Origin of the sequence: Glaciecola sp. KUL10, assembly GCF_003203515.1 — a bacterium.
In the GTDB taxonomy this organism is placed as follows: domain Bacteria; phylum Pseudomonadota; class Gammaproteobacteria; order Enterobacterales; family Alteromonadaceae; genus Glaciecola.
The window spans coordinates 290,212-311,581 of record NZ_BGNG01000004.1; the positions used below are offsets into that span (position 1 = coordinate 290,212).

Consider the following 21,370-nt stretch of genomic DNA (forward strand, 5'->3'; position numbering starts at 1 on the left):
ATTTTATTTTACGAACAACGAGCCCCTGAAAATTCAGGGGATTTTTATTGATAAAGTGTGGATTTGTTAGTCTAAAACAATGATGATTTTAGGCGATTCAAAAAAGCTAGTGCCAGCCAAAGCGCCAAGTCTCTCGGCATTTTGTTTGTTTAAACTGATATTAGAAGGTTGCCCGTTTACAACACCTGCTTTAATCAATAGTGGCTTATCCCCAACAACAGGGTGATTCATTGCAAATTCTAGGCTTCTTGAAAACAAGGACAGTAACTTACCTGAGGCGATTAGACTTTGCTTGTCTTGTGCAGAAGGGTAGATTACTTCTCCATTTGGTTTGCGAAGTTCTGGCGTCATTGATGGTGTAAAGCGTTGCCCACGTACATCAATGATAAGACCGCTTGGTTGGTCCTCAACGCGTGCTTGAGCGAGTTCTGGTGTAATCGTTAAGATACTCGTTTCTAGCTTACTTACGCGCTGATCAAGTCGTTCAAATTCATTGGAAAATATATCTTCAACGGGCATTTCTTGCGCGACAGCACTTGAAATCAGACTGAAGTTACTGACATTCAAGCTAGCGAGAAAACTATTATCCCAAAACGCATCCCACAGCACTGCAGCACTATTGTTTTCGACGATTGATTTTTGATAGACACTTTTAGTCAAATCGTCGCCCACAAAAATACCCATGACAACTTTACATGTGATGCTATCAACCATTTCTCTTTCTAAAATTGCAGCCCCTCTCACGGTGCCTTCAACGGCTGATTTTACCGTGTCGTATTCAGCAGCTAGTCTTTTGATACTGGTTTCAACCGTTACTTTTACGCCTTTAGTCGCCTCTAGCAAATTGCGCTGGGCATCTGCTACCGCAGCTCTGCATGCGAGTAAAGCGCCGACTTGTTCTCTTTTGCCTTCGGGGGCTACACCAAACCCCTCTGCCGTCAGCAAACCTGAACTCCAATTCATAGCAGCAGTGACGGATAGCCACTCGTTGTATTCGCCTTTTTCTTGTGCCACACAAAGGCTACTATGGCCAATTAGTGCGATGATTAGCGCAATGCTTTTTAGAATGTTATTCATTAATAATCTACCTTTCCTAGAATTGAAATCATATCTGCAGCTGGTCGCCATTGGTTTAGGCGAGCGTCAACAGTATAGGTTGATGAGTTTTGGATATGAAAAGGCATGTTGTTAAGAAATTGCGAGTTGCGAATTTTTAACCGTGCGTTTTGCGTAACTACAATGGCACTAGTATTACTGCCGTTAATAATACAATTTTCCATTGAAACATTAGCAACACCTTTGATTGATAATGCGCTGTATTTACTATTAATTATTTGACAGTTACTTAGCATAGGCCGACCTTCCAGCACTTCAATTGCGATACCAGCAGAGTCTACAATAAAGCTATTTATTTCGACGTGTGCACTCGTGTTTAGCTTGATAAATGTTTGGTCGTTAAGTCGTTTGTTTAATGCTTCAAATGAAATCGGTTCGCCACCAAAAGTGTATAGACTTCCATTAATTTCAAGTGTTGCCCCTTGGGTAAATTGGATAGTTACTCCAGGCTCTATAAACAAACTAGCTCCTGCTACTACAGTGCTATTTAAATCCAAGATATATGGGTTGTAGCTTTTATAGAGGGCGAGGTCTGAATCAATCAGGGCAGGTATTTTTGCCAGGGTTAAGGGGCTTGCCTCTCGCATCGCATTATTAGGAAGGTACACTGCACTAATTGAGTTTGCTTCACTAGCGTTACCAGCACTGTCAGTTGCGACAATTTCGAATTGATACCGTTCAAATGGCACATGAGGTCTAGCAATCGTAAATTGTGTATCTGTGGTGCTTATTAATTGCTCCCGCTTGCCATTCATTTTGCTAAAGATCGTATACGTTAAAAAAGGTTCGTTAGCTTGCCAAGAAAAAGTGGCAGAAGATTGAGTGAGATTCGCTTCAACACCATTGATCGGTTCAGGTGCAAGGTTGTCTATTGTGAGCAAGCCGACGGTGCTAATCTTACGTGCTCGATTGCCTGTTGAATCGATTGCAAAACCTGTAAGCATGAGGTCTTTGCCGTTCCATTGATTTGAGACAGGGAGTGCTAGCATGTATTTTCCATCCGTTACTTCTTGTAGTGAAAAGACTTCATCAATCGTTTCGATGGTCGCACTGACATTTAGTCCTGATGGGGCTTCTATGCCTATTTTTAGCTCATCTCCATAGCTAAGAATCGTATTACTTGCATTATGGATAACACTACCAATAAAGATGCTATCCGTCTCAAATGCACCTGCTGGTTGGGGGATTGCTTTGGCAACTTGACGCCCGATTTTATCTGCTACTGCAAAGAGGTTCTCCTCTCCAACGTGCATTGCAGTAACAGCAAGGCTATAAAGCATACTGAATGGGTCTGCAGAAACACCTCCCTCTAAGCTTCGTTCGCTGAAAGTATCTTGCCACAGTAGTTCGCCAGTCTTAGCGACTAGGCTTACTTGAACTTCATAGTACACTTGTGCGGCCACGCCAGCATAAATTACGTCTGCGCTAAGGATCTCTCCCAACAATAAGGCGTCAGCATCAACGGCATTACTGATCCGGGAAACGTTACTCTGATATTGATTTAATGTACTATAATCCAGTACCGCAAGGCTTTGAGTTACTTTTTGGGGTCTAACAAACAAGTAGTTAGTGCTAGATAAGTGGCTGTAAACTGATTCTCGCAGCATCGTTTTTATATTGTCTTTCGTTTCTTCTTCAGAGACAAACGGCAGAACTGCAATACGTTGAGGCAGTTGTTTGTTGCTTTCAAAAGCTTCGTTGACGATATCTTTTGATTTTTCTAGAGAGTTACAAGCGCTCAATATAAGCAGAAAAACAAAGTAAGCACTGAGTTGATTAAATTTTTTAATCCAAATATTCATATTTTTGCTTATTTTTAATGACCTTTTGCAGATAACGCTTAGTTTCTAGCGCAGGCAGGTTTTGTTGTAAATAGTCGAAGTACTCTTCATCAGATATTTGGTTAATAGCTGGTATTGCTTTTCGAATACCTTTTTGACCTGATACTGACCGCGCAAGATTACCGACACCAGTGTTATAGCTTGCAATGGTTGAGTAGAGTAGATTTGATGGTTTTTCTATACCACGAAGATAGCGTGTTTGTAGAAGGCTTAAGTATGCAGTACCTAATTTTAGATTGTTTTCAATATTATATAAGTAATCAGGGGTGACCACTTTTCCTTCGCCATATACAAATTTATATGCATCAATTCCGGCCGTTTTAGGGACTAACTGCATCAAACCAAACGCTGGAATATGTGAAGTAGCCATTGGATTAAAGCTTGATTCTGCCTCAATAATAGCCATGACTAATGAGGTTTCAACATCAAAGCGTTTAGACATTTCATTTATCGTGTCCATGCGTTGCTCTACCAACGTCTTTTGATAGCCATTTACGAATGGAAATTTTAGGCTAATGGTTGTATCTGTCTCTTGAAGTTCAAACGTTTTTTTTGGTTCTGGTGTCGGTAATGGTTTTGTTAAAACAGCTAGGGTCTCACTTGGGAGGCTTACTTTTTCTTTTACAGGGGCTTCTGGCACGGTTATGGATTCAGTTGCAGGAGTGTCTGATTGAGCTTCGGCGATCTCAACTTTACGTTCATCTGTCTTTGAATTTTCAAGGCTTGATTCTTTTTTAGGTTCTATTAGTTGTGAGGGTTCAGAAATTGCTTTTTGATTATCAACGGCCGCATTTAGTAGTTCCATTTCTCGCTGAAGTGTTTCAAGTGCGATATCAGTGGGGATCTCAGTCACACTATTGATCAGCTCGTAGTTTGCGATATCGCTTTCTTGAATCACTTCAGTAGAGGTTTTTAATGCGTCGCCCTCTACTGCTGATGTGGTCGTAGGCTCATCAAAATTATCCGTTGTAACAAGTTCTGGAAGGCTTTCTAATTCGGATTCAATTGCTTTCTTGAATACATCCATTTCTTGAATGGCATTTGCTTTATCCGCTTTCAACTTAGCGTAAAGTTCGTGCAATTTTACTATGTTTTTGAGTGTATCTGCTGACTTGGGTACCTCAAGTTTGTAAAAACCTTCTTCAAAGTCGTACACCACACGCTGTTCATAGTCTTGGCTATATACAACCCACTGTGTCCCAGAGGGGACGACTACGTTACTAGGCCATTTCACTTCAATGTTTTTTGTTTGCCCAGTAAAGGCGGCTTGAATGGCTTGATTGACTGCTTCAAAAACGGCTTCTAATTCGCCATCCGTTTGCACAAATGCTTGCTCTAATTGAGCATCTATCTCGTCAAACTCATCTTCTATGTTTTCGGGAGTTTGTGCTTGCGCGTTTGAATACAATAACAATACGGTAGAAAACACGCCCCAAATACTCCGTTTTAAGGCTGAGTATTTAGGCATTTTACTTACTCGTAGACTCACTTTCTGATGCCTTCTCTATTGTGTCCTTACCTTTACACAACGGATTTGAATTATTCAGGCAAACAGCCATCTTGACTTCATAAATCACACTCTGATCATCTGCACTGCTATCGCTTTCTAATTCAAATGCGCCCTTTAGTAATGCTTTTACTCGAGTGGCCACGATATCTTTACTTACTTCGAAGTCTTCCATCGTGGTACCGCCGGTTAAGCGAAGCCCCTTAATTTGTTCGGATAGATTTCGCTGTGCATCGACTTGAGCGGCTCTTTTGGCCATGATCTTGGCTTGAGACTTGATTGGAAATTTTGACAGGTCAGTCGCGCCAAATCCTGTTGCGACGATCAATCCTTCTTCGGATTGATTATTTGAAAACGCAGTGGCGCTGAAAAAGGTTAAAATGCCAGCAAACATCCACAATAAAGGCTTGTTTGTCTGCTTACTAAGATGTTTGCTGAGCATGGTTCTATCCTTGGTTCATTTCATCGATTAGTTTGTTTACTAAGTCAATTCTTACACCTTCTTCGATTGAGCTCACTAGCTCATCTATAACATCGACCTTAAAGGCGCTATCTAACAAGTACTTCTTTGACTGCAAAAGTTGCTTACGACACGCTAGCGGAGCGAAATCGATAGCATCTCTGAAATTACTGTGTCTTAAAATTAATTTACCTTTCTCAAATACACAGTTCTCATAGTTACTCTTTATTTTTTGCAACGCATCACTTTGCAGTGGTTGCGACGACTGATTTTCTTGTGCACTAAGCGGTAAGCAAAATACACTGAACACAGCAAATAAAAATGCTGCTTTTATACCCTTCATTAATTACGCCTCTGGTATTTCTATAGTGGCGCCAATTGATAACTCGCTTTCTAGTTCGGTCTGGTCAATGGCTCTGATTCTATAGCAATAACTTCTACCGGCTTTCGCACTAGTATCCGAATATTGCTGGGTGCTTCCGGAAACCGTTACCAAACTATTGACGCGAGAGCATGTACTCCCGCGATGTATTTCATAATTAACTACATCATCCTGAGTACTAAATACCCACGCAATATTGGGCGTACCTCCGACTAATTCAGTTGTTAGAGATAATGGCGCAGAAGGCAAAGCCTTAGTGGTGGCTACTGCAACTTCACTTAACGGTCCTTCTACCTTATAGGTATTAAAACTCGCTATTTGATAACTGTAGGTAGCGCCATCTTCTAACTTACTAAAAAAGCTACCGTCATCAGTATAACTGTTTTCTTGTCGTTTAAGGGTATCTAACTTTTCTTTTTTTCCATCTGCTTCTAATTTGTAAAGGTTATAACCGCCTACATCAGGATCATCATCTATTATCCAAGCAATATTGACTGTCTTAACTAAGCCACTTTGTACACTTAATTGCGGGGCTTTTGGTAAATCTTTTGTTGTGGCTGTGACTATATTGGTTATGCCCAACTCAAAGTTGCCAGAAGAGGAAGTTCTCGATAAGGCGATTCGATAATCGTAAGCGGATTGATCCAATAAGTTTTGTGTATCACTGTGTTCTTGCTGGCCAGCACTTAAAGTTGCAATACTTTGCCAGTTACCCGTATTTGCTTTTCTACGCTGAACAGTAGGCGTGACATCATTTGGCGTATTGTTCCAAGCAATCACATTTTTGCGGAGAAGCTTTTCTTCTTCTACCTTTAAACTCGCTACTAAAATATTATTTGCTTGCTTATATTCTTGATACGCACTCTCTAGTCCATCTGCATCAACCACCTTTAGCCGATAATCGGGTTTAATAAACGGGTACAGGTCTTTATCGTTGTAAAAAGTAGAGCTTGCGTTTTGCTCACTGATTACTTTCCATTCATCGCTAAATGGCCATTTGCGTTCAATAACAAGTTTGCGTAAGTCACTCTCATTTCCCAATTGCCACTGTAACTCAATCGCACTTTGAGTTGCATTGCTGGTAACGTTTGTTGGTGATACGGGTAATGGTTTACTAGAAGCTTCTACAGTTGTTCCAATGAAACCTGTCGCTTCAAATACATTTTGGCTGGCAACTGCATAGATATATTTATTTCCATGCTGAATGCCGGTTTGATCACCAGAAACTTGATCGATGTATTGTGTTTGATTGACGTTTTCTGTTGTTGCGATAGCCGTCAATTCTGAATTTGTGTCCTGTGCAGGTTTTCTGAAGATAACATACCGAGCAATGCTATCGTCACTTACTTTGTCCCATGTCAATGTTACTTTTCTTGCTTGATTACTTTGAGCCATGAGGCTAGTTGGTGCGGGTATATCTTTTGTTTTTGCAACAACAATATTTGACTCAGCAAGCTTTTGGTTGCCGAACCAAGTTTCTAATTTGACCTGATACTCTTGGTCGTCGATTAACCCTTGCTCAATGGTGAAACTTGTTTCACGATGAGCCGCCAGTTCTGTTGCTAGAGAAAACGCTTCTCCTGTTTTCGCTTGAAATATTTTGATTTGAGCCGGTGCTTGGGCGTTTTTCCAATTTAGTGCGATTTTACGAAGCATTCCCTGTCGTGTAACTGCAAGCTCCAAAGGCACATTCATTTGTATCGGGGGAGTAGAAGACGCTTTACCGCTGAGCGACGTTCTATCAACTAAACTCAATCTATATTCGGCACTTGCACCAGCAACTAAGTTGTTGTCTGTATACTGGTTTTGAGAGGGGGAAACTTCAGCGACAACCTCAAACTCATTTCCTCCCGCGCCTTGCCACTTGCGTTCGATCACTATTTTTTCGAGGTCTTGCAAGTTTGCGCTACTAGGTATCAACCAAGAGATTAACATTTCATTGTTTTGAATATCTGCAGAAACTTGCTCAAGTGCAGGTGGTGGTGTTTTTGTTTTGATAAGCACAGGTTTACTGACCTCACCTGAGCTATCAAAGCGATTAAGTGACGCTACCGAGTAGTAATATTGAGTGTTGTCTTTTAAACCTGTTAAGTCTTCAAAAGAGGTCGCTAACGGATCCTTTATTTCACCAATACGGGTTAACGTGAACTCTTGATCCGGCGTATATTCAGACCGAAAAACTGAATACCCAGTGACATCAGGGTCGTCGTTACGCGTCCAACTGATCCTAGCTTTGCGAGCCAAATCTGAGACACCCTGAACATTAATAGGAGGTGCTAGCCCACCCTTTGTGGTGACTTGAATTGGATTAGAAAGAGGAGTTTCACCCAAGTCGTCATATACACTAATGCTGTAGAGATACTCTTTGCCATCGCCATCTATTTGATTGTCTGTATAGTTGAGCGTTGCAATAGACGGCAGTTCTTTTAACAGTGTCCAATCTGCTTGATTGGGTGTTTTTCTATATAGTTTATACCCAAATCCAGCAGTTGAAGCCTGCCAAGACAGGCTTATCTGACGCAGCACATTAGCCGGTGCTGCATTTAGATTAGGGGCGAGTGCAGCAGTGTAAGGCACATAATCAGTTAATTGCCCATTTTCCTCAGGGTTTATTGCTCTGATGGCGTATTCGACAGTCCCTGAAAAGCCTTCACCACTGGTATCAGAGATTTTCATTTTTTGAATAGAAGGTTTGTTATTTGAACTATTTGAATTTCCACCTTGAGACTTCGGCAGGGTTAACTTGCCAACCACTTTCGCAGCCTGACCTGGGGCTTTTCTTAATAACTCATATGCAATGATATTTTTACCCACATTTGCTGCGGCAGGAAAAAATTCAAATTCAGCGCTGTTGACTCGCTCTTTGGTTCCAACAATGCTCGGAGCTTGGAGACTGGACTTTTGCTCTGCGAATACATTGACGGAGGCAATTTGATTACTTCTTAATTCTTGTCCTTCGTCGTCTATTAAACTCACTTGGTAATAGAAGGTGCCCGTTAAGCTACCAACACTATCAACAAGTGTTGTCTCGGTTTCGCTAGATAGGTAACTAAAAGGCCCTGCTGCGTCTGTCGCTCGGTAGACGTTGTATCCAAGTACACTTGTTGAAGGATCACTTAAGGACCAAGTCAAGGCAACTTCTCCACTGTCGTAGACAGCGTCTATTTTGCTCACCCAGTCTTGTGCCATTGCCGCAGCCATGTCTGAGCTGTCTACTTGGTGTTTGCTGATAACCTGGGCCAGTTCGCGACCAATTTGGTCTGATTGCAGCGAAATTTGGGCCTGATTACTGAACCTAAAAGTTAATTCGCCAATAGCACCTTCATTTATCGGTGATATTACTTGTATATTGGCAACGATTTGCTGACTTTGGCGACTCACCTTTCCTATAATAACGTAGTTCAGGTTAAGTACGGATGCGGCTTTTACCGCCTCTGCCGCACTAAAGCGCTGCTCAATATCATTGCGAGCTAGAGAGATTTCTAGTTCACGTTGATTGATAACATCTAAATTAGGCGATTTTCTCAATTCGTTCCTAACGATATAAGAAACTTCGTCCTCTAGTCCGACAACGTCAATTGACGTAGCAACAAACTGAAATACGCCTGTCGTTGATTGTTGAGGTGTAGAAGTAATCGTCTGCGCATCAACTCTTTTTGCTAACACCATACAAATAATGCATAAAGTTAACGTAATGGTAGCCATGCGCATCTTCATAAACACACCTTTTTTATTAAGGTCAGTGTTCATGAATTACTCTTCAAAACGATGATTATTTAATAGTTTACTAATTCTAGAGCGCGCTTCATTGGTGATCGGTGAGCTAGAAACTGACTTGAGACGCTCATTAAAAATCGCATATGTATAGTATTCGATTGCGCTTTCTACTTCGGAACGTTTCTCGCTGTCTTGACCTTGGTTAAAGTAAAAAGTCTCAAGTTGCTGAAGCGGACGCAATACGTCACTTGCCATCGATTCGACGACCTCTTCGGTTAACTGTTGTAATATCTCGGTGTCCGTTGGTATTTCCATTGGATCAAAAATAACCCCCGCTTCTGCTACGCCTGCGTTTGCTTCGTCTTCAACTTGAAGTTTACGCTCTATAGTATCAACACGGGTGTTTTCACCTGTTAGTACATCTACAATCCGAAATGAGAGCTGGATAAAGCCAACTTTTTTAGTTTGTGTGACGTTATATTCAGTCTGGCCGTACTCGGGAACCAAAATTTTAGCTTGAGGAGCAGCTTGTAAGTCTTTCTTACTTGGTTTCGGGTTGGCTGCTTTCCAGTTCAAGTAATCAATGTTGTCAGATATTTTTTCGCCCGTTTGGTAGCGAATGGTTTTTGTGCTTTCGGTGTTGTTTTCGTCAACCTTGTAAAGTAAAACCGAGCCCATTATTGCGTAATCAATACCGTACACGCGACCCATTTCTTTTGCGGTGCTTTCTGATACAACCCCAATTTGTCCAAGCTTCATTTCTTCTAGAATTGATTTTAGATTTTCACGCTCTAGGATTGTAATGTCGTTACTAGCATTGTTAAAAAGTCTAGAAATCAAGTTGTTCGCAACAATAACACCGGCGTCATCACTATCAGCTGGGCTATTAAAGTCAAATACCGCGATCGAGCGCTTGGCACGTTTTGAAATGGCGTCTTCCACACTGCGGATTTTATTGAATAAATCTGGGTAGGTTGAATGAACCTCTTGTACATTTGTCAATAAGTTCCAAGCCATTGCGTATCTACCCTTGTCAACGTATTGGCTGGCTAGGTAATCAGATTTTTGAGCAAAGGTGTTTTTGTATTCATCAATTATAGAAATGTCAGTCATACCGTTATCTTGAATGATGCGAAGTAGATTTTTCGCTACTATCATTCTCGATTCATTAATAGCTTCTAGAAACCCTTTTTGACTGGCTTTTGATAATTCCTTCTTAGATTCATCTTTCAACAGTAGGCATTCAGAGTTGCTGGTATCTAATGCGAGTGCTTTTTCGCAATTAAATAGAGCAGCTTCCCAATTACTTATTCCAGCAGCTTCTTTTGCTTTAGCTATAAAGTAGCTTGGCGTATTATTTTTCTTAACCTTCGCCAATAGCGCTCTTGCTATTCCATTACTTGGGTTTACTGCAAGGACATCATTAAGCAGTTTGGTGGCACTATCGAAATCATCTTGTTTTATCGCTAAGTTTGCGTCTTTGATATATTTTTGATTGATTTCTCGGCTAATAGCTTTAAGTCTGACGGGTACATCTTCGTAGTTGGCAAACCTACTTTCAATCGACTGCAAACTTCTAAAGCTACTAACCAAATCGCCATTGTCGTATGATGAAACTGCGCGCTGATATAGCCCTTCAAGTTCCGCATACAACGCTTCTTGTTTTTCAGTTACCTGAGCGGAGAGGTTATCTGTGACATCCTTGGGCGTATTGTTAGATACTAATTGTTGAATTAACTCAAGCGCCTCGGTTAAGCCTTGGTTAGTATACTCTCCGCTAAGAAGAAGGTTAATTTTAGCGACTGATTCACTTTGGAATTTACTGCGTAGGTCGTTTAATGCCTGAATATATTGCGTATTCTTAGGGTTTTTACTCACAGCTTGCGTCAGATAATTAATCGCTTCTTGATATTGATTGGCTGCAGCTAACTGGTTAGCTGTGTCAAACTCTTGTTGGCCCTTAGAGGTTGAATTACACCCGCTGAGAGCAGCAGAAACAATTACAGCAATTACTAGTTTTTTCATTTTTTATGTGTCCTTATTTAACGGCAAGCTGCAGATTTGCTTGTTTAAAACCCACCACGTTAAATGCAATATCATCGCGAATAGAGAGTTGAGTAAGTTGGTCATAAAGTTGCTCTGGCCAACCTGCGTAGCTAGCAGAGAACTCGTAGTTATTGTTAATTTGTGATTCTGTTTTCAATGCGGAAAGGCCAATAACGGCCTCTTGCAGGTTACTTTCAATTTTTTTGATTTGGGCAGGATTTACACTTTTGAAACTAAGTGTAACCGGTGTTTCTAGTTTGCTTAGCCAAACTACTTTTGTGTCTAGCGTTAATTTTTGAGCTGCGCGCTTACCAAGCTCTTTTGCTAAGCTTCTGTATGCTGAGCTTGGGCTACCTGCCTTTTTATTCGAAAATGCAAAGCTAGATAATTCATCTTTGGTGTAACTGTTTAGCAATACACCATCTACGTTCAACAAATTTGTCTGAATTTGCATGCCCTGAAATTCAGAAGCCTGCTGGTCACCAATTACCGTAACATGTAGCTCGAAACTTGCATCTAAGTTTGACTGACCCTCTACAATCAAAAAGCCCTCTTTGCGAAGGGATGCTGATATTGCTTGATGGAAATGACCTTTAGCTTGTTTACTAGCGGTGTTACTTTGCGGTGAATATTTAATTTTGACGCGCGGCTTCTTACTCCACTGATTGTTGTTTATCAGTGCTAGCGCATCTTTTGTAATTGCTTCGCTATTGACGTAAGCAATCAGTTTTACTTGGTAAGTGGCATCATCTAACTTACCTTCCTCTATGATATCAAATTTATCAATGCGCCCAGTGGAGCTTGAGAACACTTGCTCACTCGCTAACATAAAGTTTTCGGTTTTTGTACGAGCTTGGATAAAGCTACCCAATAGCTGTTCAACAGCGAGTCGTTTTGCGTCTTCAATGGCTGACTGTCTTGCATTTGCTACATCGTTGTCTACTATCGCACCCAAGCCTAGCACTGTTGTCTTTGCTGCAAATGACAGAGGCGCTGTGCATATAAGCAAAAATAAAATGAAGCAGTATTTCATGAAGTATATGTTTCCTTTCGAGTTATGAGACAACGATACCGGGTGCAAAGAAAGGTTTGATTGTTTCTTTGCGATAAATACAGAAATCCTTAGTACCTATCCCAAGTGTCGCAACTCGGCTACATTCTCTCAGCATACATCAAAAATAATGAGGATTTCGAGTGTTTTGTCATATTTTTGTGGATGTAGATCAAAAAGTTCAATTTTTTACGTTTTTTTTATTTTCATTAAAAAACGTCACTCCGACGAGATTTATCAAAGCAAACAATTCGCCACTATAAGAAAGTTCAATAGTCGAACTATTGCTAACAAAAAATTAACACCGCATTATGAAAGTCTGAATTTTGTCGCTGACACACTGTAGCGATAAACACTCCAAATAAGGGTATTAAGATGAAAGAAGCTGTAATTGTATCGACTGCAAGAACACCAATAGGCCGCGCATTTAAAGGGGCGTTTAATAATACTAAGTCACCGACGATGACTGCGCATGCAATAAAACATGCGGTGTCTAGAGCTAATATCGAAGGTGGAGAAGTGGATGATGTCATTATCGGCTCAGTATTAAATGCAGGCAGTGCGGGTGGCAATATCGCCCGTTTGGCAGCGCTAGCAGCAGGTCTACCTTACTCAGCATCTGGACAAACAATCGATAGACAGTGTTCATCGGGTGTCATGGCAATTGCTACCGCAGCAAAGCAAATCATGGTTGATGGCATGAACGTTATTGTTGCAGGTGGGCAAGACAATATCTCAGAGGTGCAAACACCCTATTTTGAATGGGTGAGTAAGTGTAAAGATGACAATGTCATCAAACACGCTGAACATGCCTACATGCCGATGCTATTTACGGCTGAACACGTTGCGAAAAAATATAAAATCAGTCGTGATGCACAAGATGAATACGCATTATCGTCGCAACAAAGAACTGCTCAAGCACAAGCAGAAGGCAAGTTTGACGATGAAATAGTCCCGATTACTACATCGATGGGCGTCATGGACAAAGAAACTAAGCAGATTAGTTTTCATGAAGTGACTTTGGATAAAGACGAAGGAAACCGCCCGTCGACTACCTTAGAGAGCTTACAAGGTTTAAAACCAGTATTAGAGGGTGGGTGTATCACCGCAGGAAATGCGAGCCAACTTTCAGACGGCGCTTCGGCGTGCGTTGTGATGGAGCGCAAGTTAGCTGAGCAAAGAGGCTTAGATGCTTTGGGTATCTATCGCGGCATGATGGTGGCAGGTAATGAGCCAGAAGAAATGGGCATCGGTCCTATCTATGCAGTGCCTAAGCTACTAAAAGCACATGGCTTATCAATCAATGATATCGGTTTGTGGGAGTTAAACGAGGCGTTTGCTTGCCAAGCTTTATACTGTCGTGATGAGTTAGGCATTGACCCAGAAATATACAACGTAAACGGCGGTGCCATTTCAATTGGTCACCCATATGGTATGACAGGCGCGAGAACGGTTGCTCATGCATTGATTGAAGGCAAGCGCCGAGGCGTCAAATATGTCGTAACTACTATGTGCGTCGGCGGTGGCATGGGTGCCGCGGCCTTATTTGAAGTTTGTTAACGAGTAAAGGCTAGAGGTGGGTAACAAATACCCATCTCTATAATTAAGGTGTCACGATTTCACGTGCATCTTTTTCCCACTGGCCGTAATCACCTTCTAAATGTAAGACATTAGTGAAGCCTTTGTCTTTTAAAAATGAAATTGCTCGGGCGGCTCTAAAACCAGAACGGCAATAAACCACAATTTGTTTGTCTTTTTCGGGTAACGAAGAATACAAAGACGATAATTCACCAACAGGCATGTTAATCGCCGTTGGGATGTGTCCGTCTGCATATTCTTCAATCGTTCGAACGTCGAGAAGCGTGCGCTGAGATTTATCGAGTTTAAGGAATTTTTCTGGGCTTATATCAGCGGCATGTAATTTAAATGCCGCCAAGCACAAGGTAAACAGTGTTATTAGTAACATATTGAGTCTTTTCATTATGGATCCCTTTTAACTTTGGTTCGTCAATATGACCTTACGAGTTCGCTTTTTATTTCTCTAGTCTTCGCACAATTAAGGAGTTCCTATAAAAGAGGAAGTGTTGGAAAAATTCAGGCGCAAATTTGACTTTGCTGGACTAAATTTAACAATACTCAGAAATAAAACGGTCACTCAGTTGGTCATATTTAATTACTGATGAAATTAATACATTTAAAAAAGGTTTAAAGAGCAAACGATGCATAAATTAACCATTGATATTGTCTCTGATGTTTCCTGTCCATGGTGCATCATTGGCTACCAAGCATTAAAAAAAGCGCTGGAGAATAAAGCAACTGAACTGACGGCAAGCATTGAGTGGCATCCTTTTGAGCTGAATCCAAATATGCCGCAAGAGGGTCAAGAAATTAATGAACACTTAGGGCAAAAATACGGTATTAACGAACAGCAGATTCAACAAAATCGAGAGGTCATCAGGCAACGAGGCTTATCGGTCGGATATGAGTTTGGCAATAGAGGTGGAGGCCGTATATACAACACTTTTGATGCTCACCGTTTACTTCATTGGGCCGCGGAACAAGGCAAACAAACTGAACTGAAATTGGCCTTTTTCGATCTTTATTTTAAGGAAGCAGGTAATCCAAGTGATCATGAACAACTATTGGCGAAAGTAAAAGAAACGGGTTTAGATGAACAAACTGCTACCAATATTTTGAATGGGGATCAATATGCTGTTGAAGTACGCCAAAAACAGCAACATTATCAAGCCTTGGGCATCAGCTCAGTACCTGCTGTCATAGTTAATAACAAACACCTTATCAGCGGTGGCCAACCAGTTGATGTGTTTGAGCGAGCACTATTAAACATAAGCCAGCAAGAAGCGTAAAGAAACTAACGACGACAAGAAATAGGATAAAACATGAGTGAAAACAGTTATGTGCCACCCAAAGTATGGACGTGGGATGCTAATAATGGCGGAAAATTCGCCAATATAAACCGCCCGATTTCAGGTGCTACCTCTGAAAAAGACTTACCTAAGGGTAGACATGATTTACAACTCTACTCGCTAGCAACCCCAAACGGTGTCAAGGTAACGATGCTGCTAGAAGAGTTGTTGGAAAAAGGCATTTGTGAAGCCGATTACGATGCTTATTTAGTTAATATTATGGAAGGTGAACAGTTTACAAGTGGTTTTGTCGGGGCTAATCCTAACTCGAAAATACCAGCATTAGTCGATCACAGCACGCCGAACCCAACACGCGTGTTTGAATCTGGTTCTATTCTTTTATATCTCGCCGACAAATTTGATGCATTCTTATCCAAAGACCCGCTTCAACGAGTCGAAACAATGAACTGGTTATTTTGGCAAATGGGAAGTGCGCCAATGCTCGGCGGTGGTTTTGGACATTTTTATGCCTATGCACCTGAAAAATTTGAGTATCCGATTAATCGATACGCAATGGAAGTGAAACGCCAACTAGACGTATTAGACAAGCAACTTGAAAAGCATGAGTTTATTAGCGGCAGCGATTATACTATCGCAGATATGGCAATTTGGCCTTGGTATGGTGTGTTAGCGCAAGGCAAATTATATGAAGCTGGCGAGTTTTTACAGGTTCAGGAATACAAGCACTTGCAACGATGGACACAAGCTATCGATGCTCGCCCAGCGGTCCAGCGCGCGAAAATGGTCAACAGGTCATGGGGCGAATTATCTGAGCAATTGCGTGAACGCCACGAGGCTTCAGATTTTGAGCATAAGACTCAAGATAAAATAGCGACTGAGTAATTATTAGTTATTGTGCTGTATTAGTTTCAAGAATTTGAGCTAACACCACTATCCTTGCATACTGAATGTTATTAACTTGTTAATTAAGTTATTAATAATGCGGCAGTAATGGGGGATTGCAATGGCAACTACACAGCTTGAAGCTGATTATTTGGTAATTGGGGCAGGTGCGGTTGCGCTTGCGTTTGTTGATGTTATTTTAAATGAAACAAATGCGAGCGTAATCATCGTCGATCGCGAACATAAACCAGGTGGACATTGGAATCACGCTTACCCCTTTGTAACCCTGCATCAACCTTCTGCTTTTTACGGCGTTAGTTCCAAAGAACTCAGCAAGGGATTAAAAGACGAAGTTGGTTTGAATAAAGGGCTCAACGAGCTTGCTTCAGGCGCTGAGATCAAAGCGTATTTTGATGATGTTATGCGCGAGTACTTCTTACCCTCAGGTCGCGTACATTATTTTCCAATGTGCGACTATACCGGCGACGGTCAATTTCATAATTTGCTCACGGGCGCGCAATACAGCGTGACCAATTATAAAAAATTAGTTGATACAACTTACTTAAAATCTGCTGTTCCTTCTACACACACACCTAATTTTACGGTTCATGAAGGTGTTAAATTTATGCCTTTAAACAACCTACCTTCTGTTAAACACAAACCTGCGGGATTTGTGGTGATCGGAGGTGGTAAAACCGGCATTGATGCATGCCTATGGTTGCTTGAGCATAAGGTCGACCCAGATGATATCACTTGGATAATGCCTCGAGATGCGTGGTTGTTGGACCGGAGAAACACCCAACCTAGCATGGAGTTTTTTAAATACTCGCTAGGCGCACAAGCCAATCAAGTTGAATCGATAGCGCGCTCAACGTCGATCGAAGATATGTTTTTGCGACTTGAAGAAACAGGTGTGTTTTTAAGAATTGACCAAGAAGTCATGCCCTGCATGTTTCATGGAGCAACGATTAGCCAGCTCGAGCTTGCTGAATTGCGGCGTATCAAAAATGTGGTTCGCAAGGGCAGGGTTACCGATATTTTCGCAGATAAAATCGTGTTGCAAGAGGGTGAAATCCAGACAAGTAGCGAACATATCCACGTGGATTGCTCGGCAAGTGCATTGACCAATTTAACGATTAAACCGATATTTGAAGACAAGTTAATAACGCCTCAAACGGTACGTTCATACCAACCTGTTTTCAGTGCCGCGTTTATTGCACACATCGAAGCTACTTATCCCGACAATGAGACCAAAAACAAGTTATGCCAAGTGGTTCCGCTTCCTAATACCGATATGGATTGGATCAGACTTACCGCAGCGTTTTTGATGAATCAACATATATGGTCACAATACCCAGAAATCAGAGAATGGTTATTGAACAATCGTTTAGATGGCTTTAGTCAGTTAGTTAAATCAGTTAGCCAAGACGACCACGAAAAAATGGCCATTTTGATGCGCATGAGAGAAAGCGCAAAACCTGCAATGGCCAAGTTGCAACAGTACTTAGCGCAGATCGGTTAACACCATAACTTTTTCATAGGAGCGAAAATGAGCGAATTTCAAATAAGAAAAGACAACTACCTTACGCATCGAATAGTCGATTTCGATTTATCTCAAGATGAATTACAAGAAAACGAAGTAATAGTAAACGTCGATAAATTTGGTTTGTCCGCAAATAATATTACCTACGCGGTTGTGGGCGAAATGTTGGGGTATTGGCAGTTCTTCCCACCTCATACCAATGATGAAGGTTGGGGCGTGTTACCTGTTTGGGGCTTTGCTGATGTAACTCGTTCTAACAACCCTGAAGTAAAGGTGGGAGAACGTATATTTGGTTATTTTCCACCAGCAACACAACTAAAACTTAAGCCAACCCATGTGTCTGACTTAGTATGGGTCGATGGTTCGTCACATCGACAAAAACTGCCACAAGGTTACAATCTTTATCGGAGGGTAGAGGCTGAACCTGGTTATCACCCTTCGCAAGAAAATGAGCGCATGTTGCTGTTTCCATTGCATATTACAGCGTTTGCTCTATATGACTTTTTTGCATCAAAATCTTGGTTTGGTGCACAACAAATAGTGCTGATAAGTGCCTCAAGCAAAACAAGTACGGGCATGGCCTACGGTATTCAAAAAGACCAAAACGCACCGTACTCCATAGGCTTAACCTCGTCTAATAATGTTGAGACCGTCAAGGGCTTCGATGCTTACGATGCAGTGATTGGCTACGACGATTTAGAGCATATAGACGCCAGTAAACCCACAACTATTGTTGACATGTCTGGCAACAAAGCGGTCATTGGTCGCTTGCATAAGCATTTGGGCGATAACATGACGTTTTGCTCAAATGTTGGCTTTACGCACTGGACTGAAGGCGGAAAAAATCTCGATATCATTCAAGAGAGAAGTGAGATGTTCTTTGCACCAACTGTGATTCAACAAAGAATACAAGATTGGGGGATGGATGGCTTTAATCAGCGAAGTTTTGAGTATCTCGCCCACTCCTATGCGTGCAGCCGTAATTGGTTAAAAATGACGGATGTAGAGGGAATAAGTGGTGTGCAGTCTGTGTTTGAAGATCTATGCAAGGGTAACGTACCCGCAGAGAAGGGCCTTATCGTCAAATTATGAATTTGGGCTTCGAAGGAAGCCTTTAATCATTTTGCTTACTACATACAATACTGAGTTTTAGGAAGCATAACTTTTGTTAATGAAGTGTTATTGTTAATAAAAATAGATTCTTTTGTTTTTATATAACTAAATAAAAACAATAACTTAAGGTTTGTGCATCTATAAAACCTTGTTGTTTTTAACAAAAAAGTAACATAAATCTTACTTTTGCTCAGTAATCTTGCTAATTTAACTGACTGGGTAGTTGCTGTCTTTGATTGCATGGATATAGCAGCATCGATTTTTAGTTAAAGAGTGTTTTTTACTTTTGGTAAACGAATATCCTCTTTTTTAACAGCATTTAATGAGTAGGTACTATGAGTAAGCTTTTCTCGTCTGGTTTTATTTCCAAACTTAACCCAATCAGCGCGACTGTTATAGCCGCGATTGGTTTGTCTTCATTCTCCATAAACGCGCAGGAAGATGCGTCAAACAACGAACAAGACGCAAGTATGGTAGAGCGTATTATGGTAACGGCCTCTAAACGCCAAACGGGGCTGCAAGAGACGCCAATTGCGATCTCAGTTACCAGTGCCGAGGCAATAGAACAAACTAAAGTTCTGGACATTCAAGACTTACAATCCCTAGTCCCAACGCTTCGGGTGACACCTTTACAGCGCTCTACCAATACGAACTTTTCTATCCGTGGATTCGGTAATGGAACTAACAACACAGGTATTGAGCCGTCCGTAGGTGTTTTCATTGACGGTGTTTATCGCTCTAGAGCTGCTGCCCAGATAGGTGATTTACCAAGACTTGAACAAGTTGAAATTTTGAGTGGACCACAAAGTACTCTCTTCGGTAAGAATGCTTCAGCAGGCGTGATTAATGTTCGAACTGGTGCACCCACCTTCGATTTGCGAGCAAAAGTGGAAGCAGGCGTCGGCAACTATAACCAACGTTTACTCAAGGGATATATTTCGAATGGGATCACCGACGAGTTAGCGTTTAGTTTGTCCGGCGGTATTAACACAAGAGACGGCTTCACCGAGAGTGTGGTTGGCTTGAATGATTTAAACAATAGAGATCGTTGGAATATTCGAGGCCAGATGTTGTATGAGCCAACCGAAGATACAAGTATTCGCTTTATTGCTGATTACAGTGAAATTGATGAAAGGTGTTGTACTGTAGCAGACGTTATCAACGGGCCAACAACGGCCGCCGTTCGCGCTTTAGGGGGTGTGGTACTTGATGAATCAGACCCGTATGCTTACGAATCCGCGTTAAATGTTGATCCTAATAATAGTGTGGAAGACGGCGGCTTCTCAGTGCAAATCGATGTTGATTATGAAGCGTTTACACTCACTTCGATTACCGCGATGCGGAACAACAAATCTAACTATTTTTCTGATGTTGATTACACCTCACTTGATATATTGACCGAAGAAGGCCACACAGATATTGATACGTTTACTCAAGAGGTTCGGCTTACATCTTCTGATAACGATGCAAAGTTTAAGTGGATGGTTGGCGGATTTTACTTTAATGAAGAAGTAGATACGGGTGACACCTTATTCTTTGGCGACGGGACTCGTCCGTTCTTTAACGTACTTGGGTTGACTGACTTGCTTGCAGGTGTTGAACAGCTTTACGCCCAAGCACCGGGTACTTTTTTTGGGCCGGATGTGTTGGTCAACAGTGAGTTTTTACAGAAGAACGATGCAATCTCATTATTTGTGAATATGGACTATGACTTAAGCGAAAGTTTAACAGCCACTCTTGGTTTAAACTACACCAAAGATGAGAAGGAAGTGTCGATAGAGCAAAGAAACACTGATGTCTTATCTTCTATTGATTTTAATACTGACCCAACTGTCTTCGGTGTTCCTTTAGCATTTGTTCCAGACTTAGCGCCTTTCGTACCAACTTTACAAGGTGTGCAATTTTTACCACCACAACTAATTTTTCCCAATGAAGTTGAAGATGGTAAAACTGATGATAGCGATGTGACATATTCCTTGCGCTTAGCATATACTCATAATGATAACTTTAACTTTTTTGCTACCGTCGCAACTGGTTTTAAGGCGTCTTCATGGAATCTATCTAGAGACACTCGTCCGTTCCCCGAGGATCAAGCTGCATTAAATGCCGCCGGTTTGCTGAGAGCAAACCAAAGCTATGGTACGAGGTTTGCCGGTGCTGAAGAGTCAACAGTATATGAATTGGGAATGAAAACTCGTTTTCAAAATGCGGCGTTCAATGTCACTTTGTTTGATCAAACAATTGAAGGCTTTCAGTCAAGTACCTTCGTAGGGACTGGCTTTGTACTCGCAAATGCAGGCCAGCAGTCGTCAAAAGGAATTGAGTTCGACTCATTGATTCAAATTAGCGATTCATTCACTCTGACCCTAGCAGGCTTATTACTTGACCCTGTCTACGATTCTTTTGTGGGCGCCTCTGGTTTAACGGGCCCTGTTGATTTAAGTGGTGAGAAACCGGCAGGCATTCATGAGCGTTCTTATACAGCCGGTCTGAAATACGACTTTAGTTTCGATAATGGTGCGCTTGGTTATGCAAGAGTTGATTACCAACATGAAAGTGATGTTAGGCTGGTAGCAAATGTGCCAGAAAGCATGAGACGCGAAGTTAACACTTGGAATGCAAGTGCGGGTTTGAGCTTTGAAAACGGAGTTGATTTACAAGTATGGGTCCGTAATTTGACCAATGACGAATATTTCTTGTCGGCATTTCCACCACCGATCCAAGCGGGTTCGTTTAACGCTTACCCAAATCAACCAAGAACATTTGGGGCGTCAGTTTCATACACGTTCTAACAGGGTATAACGTTATCAATAAAACACAAAAA

15 protein-coding genes are annotated in these 21,370 nt (G+C 41.5%); 6 read left to right on the top strand and 9 right to left on the bottom strand.

The genetic code is table 11. The annotated features are described in order from the left end of the window. Positions 1-66: 66 nt before the first annotated feature. From KUL10_RS09335 to KUL10_RS09370, 8 genes are read right to left on the bottom strand one after another with little or no spacing between them, the layout of a single operon-like run. Entirely contained in the window at positions 67-1,077 is a 1,011-nt protein-coding gene (locus tag KUL10_RS09335) for a hypothetical protein (RefSeq protein WP_110428647.1), read from the bottom strand. Beyond that, entirely contained in the window at positions 1,077-2,918 is a 1,842-nt protein-coding gene (locus KUL10_RS09340) for a right-handed parallel beta-helix repeat-containing protein (RefSeq protein WP_110428648.1), read from the bottom strand. Before KUL10_RS09340 ends, KUL10_RS09335 begins: the two co-directional genes overlap by 1 nt. Continuing rightward, positions 2,902-4,446 carry a transglycosylase SLT domain-containing protein gene (locus KUL10_RS09345; protein ID WP_233499767.1) on the bottom strand — a complete coding sequence of 515 codons (1,545 nt, stop codon included), beginning with the start codon at positions 4,444-4,446 and terminating at the stop codon, positions 2,902-2,904. The genes KUL10_RS09340 and KUL10_RS09345 overlap by 17 nt, the downstream gene beginning before the upstream one ends. Continuing rightward, a complete protein-coding gene (locus KUL10_RS09350) occupies positions 4,427-4,906 on the bottom strand; it encodes an LPP20 family lipoprotein (protein ID WP_110428650.1) in 480 nt (159 codons plus the stop codon). The genes KUL10_RS09345 and KUL10_RS09350 overlap by 20 nt, the downstream gene beginning before the upstream one ends. Positions 4,907-4,910: 4 nt before the next feature. Next, the gene (locus KUL10_RS09355; protein WP_110428651.1) at positions 4,911-5,267 is read right to left on the bottom strand and encodes a hypothetical protein; all 357 of its coding nucleotides are present in this window, start codon (positions 5,265-5,267) and stop codon (positions 4,911-4,913) included. A 3-nt stretch (positions 5,268-5,270) separates the two neighbouring features. Next, complete coding sequence (locus tag KUL10_RS09360; RefSeq protein WP_110428652.1) at positions 5,271-9,056, bottom strand: hypothetical protein; 3,786 nt, start codon at positions 9,054-9,056, stop codon at positions 5,271-5,273. 3 nt (positions 9,057-9,059) lie between these two features. Further along, positions 9,060-11,048: a CsgG/HfaB family protein gene (locus KUL10_RS09365; protein ID WP_110428653.1), complete on the bottom strand. Its 1,989-nt coding sequence runs from the start codon at positions 11,046-11,048 to the stop codon at positions 9,060-9,062. Between the two features lie 13 nt (positions 11,049-11,061). After that, on the bottom strand, positions 11,062-12,102 hold the full coding sequence (locus tag KUL10_RS09370) for a hypothetical protein (RefSeq protein ID WP_110428654.1): 1,041 nt from the start codon (positions 12,100-12,102) through the stop codon (positions 11,062-11,064). A gap of 393 nt (positions 12,103-12,495) precedes the next feature. Here KUL10_RS09370 and KUL10_RS09375 point away from each other — a divergent pair, with 393 nt between their 5' ends. Continuing rightward, positions 12,496-13,680, top strand: coding sequence for an acetyl-CoA C-acyltransferase (locus tag KUL10_RS09375; RefSeq protein WP_110428655.1), 1,185 nt, complete (start codon positions 12,496-12,498; stop codon positions 13,678-13,680). 43 nt (positions 13,681-13,723) lie between these two features. On the opposite strand, the gene KUL10_RS09380 is transcribed toward KUL10_RS09375, so the two are convergent. Then, positions 13,724-14,101 carry a rhodanese-like domain-containing protein gene (locus KUL10_RS09380; protein ID WP_110428656.1) on the bottom strand — a complete coding sequence of 126 codons (378 nt, stop codon included), beginning with the start codon at positions 14,099-14,101 and terminating at the stop codon, positions 13,724-13,726. Between the two features lie 238 nt (positions 14,102-14,339). On the opposite strand from KUL10_RS09380, the gene KUL10_RS09385 reads away from it, so the two are divergent. The 5 genes from KUL10_RS09385 (at position 14,340) to KUL10_RS09405 (ending at position 21,338) form a co-directional block, all read left to right on the top strand. Continuing rightward, on the top strand, positions 14,340-14,987 hold the full coding sequence (locus KUL10_RS09385) for a DsbA family oxidoreductase (RefSeq protein ID WP_110428657.1): 648 nt from the start codon (positions 14,340-14,342) through the stop codon (positions 14,985-14,987). Between the two features lie 33 nt (positions 14,988-15,020). Further along, the gene (gene yghU, locus KUL10_RS09390) at positions 15,021-15,890 is read left to right on the top strand and encodes a glutathione-dependent disulfide-bond oxidoreductase (protein ID WP_110428658.1); all 870 of its coding nucleotides are present in this window, start codon (positions 15,021-15,023) and stop codon (positions 15,888-15,890) included. 121 nt (positions 15,891-16,011) lie between these two features. Beyond that, positions 16,012-17,412 (top strand): NAD(P)/FAD-dependent oxidoreductase, encoded by a 1,401-nt coding sequence (locus KUL10_RS09395; RefSeq protein WP_110428659.1) that lies wholly within the window; start codon positions 16,012-16,014, stop codon positions 17,410-17,412. A 27-nt stretch (positions 17,413-17,439) separates the two neighbouring features. After that, positions 17,440-18,525, top strand: coding sequence for a DUF2855 family protein (locus KUL10_RS09400; RefSeq protein ID WP_110428660.1), 1,086 nt, complete (start codon positions 17,440-17,442; stop codon positions 18,523-18,525). A gap of 356 nt (positions 18,526-18,881) precedes the next feature. Next, on the top strand, positions 18,882-21,338 hold the full coding sequence (locus tag KUL10_RS09405; protein WP_110428661.1) for a TonB-dependent receptor: 2,457 nt from the start codon (positions 18,882-18,884) through the stop codon (positions 21,336-21,338). Positions 21,339-21,370: the final 32 nt, after the last annotated feature.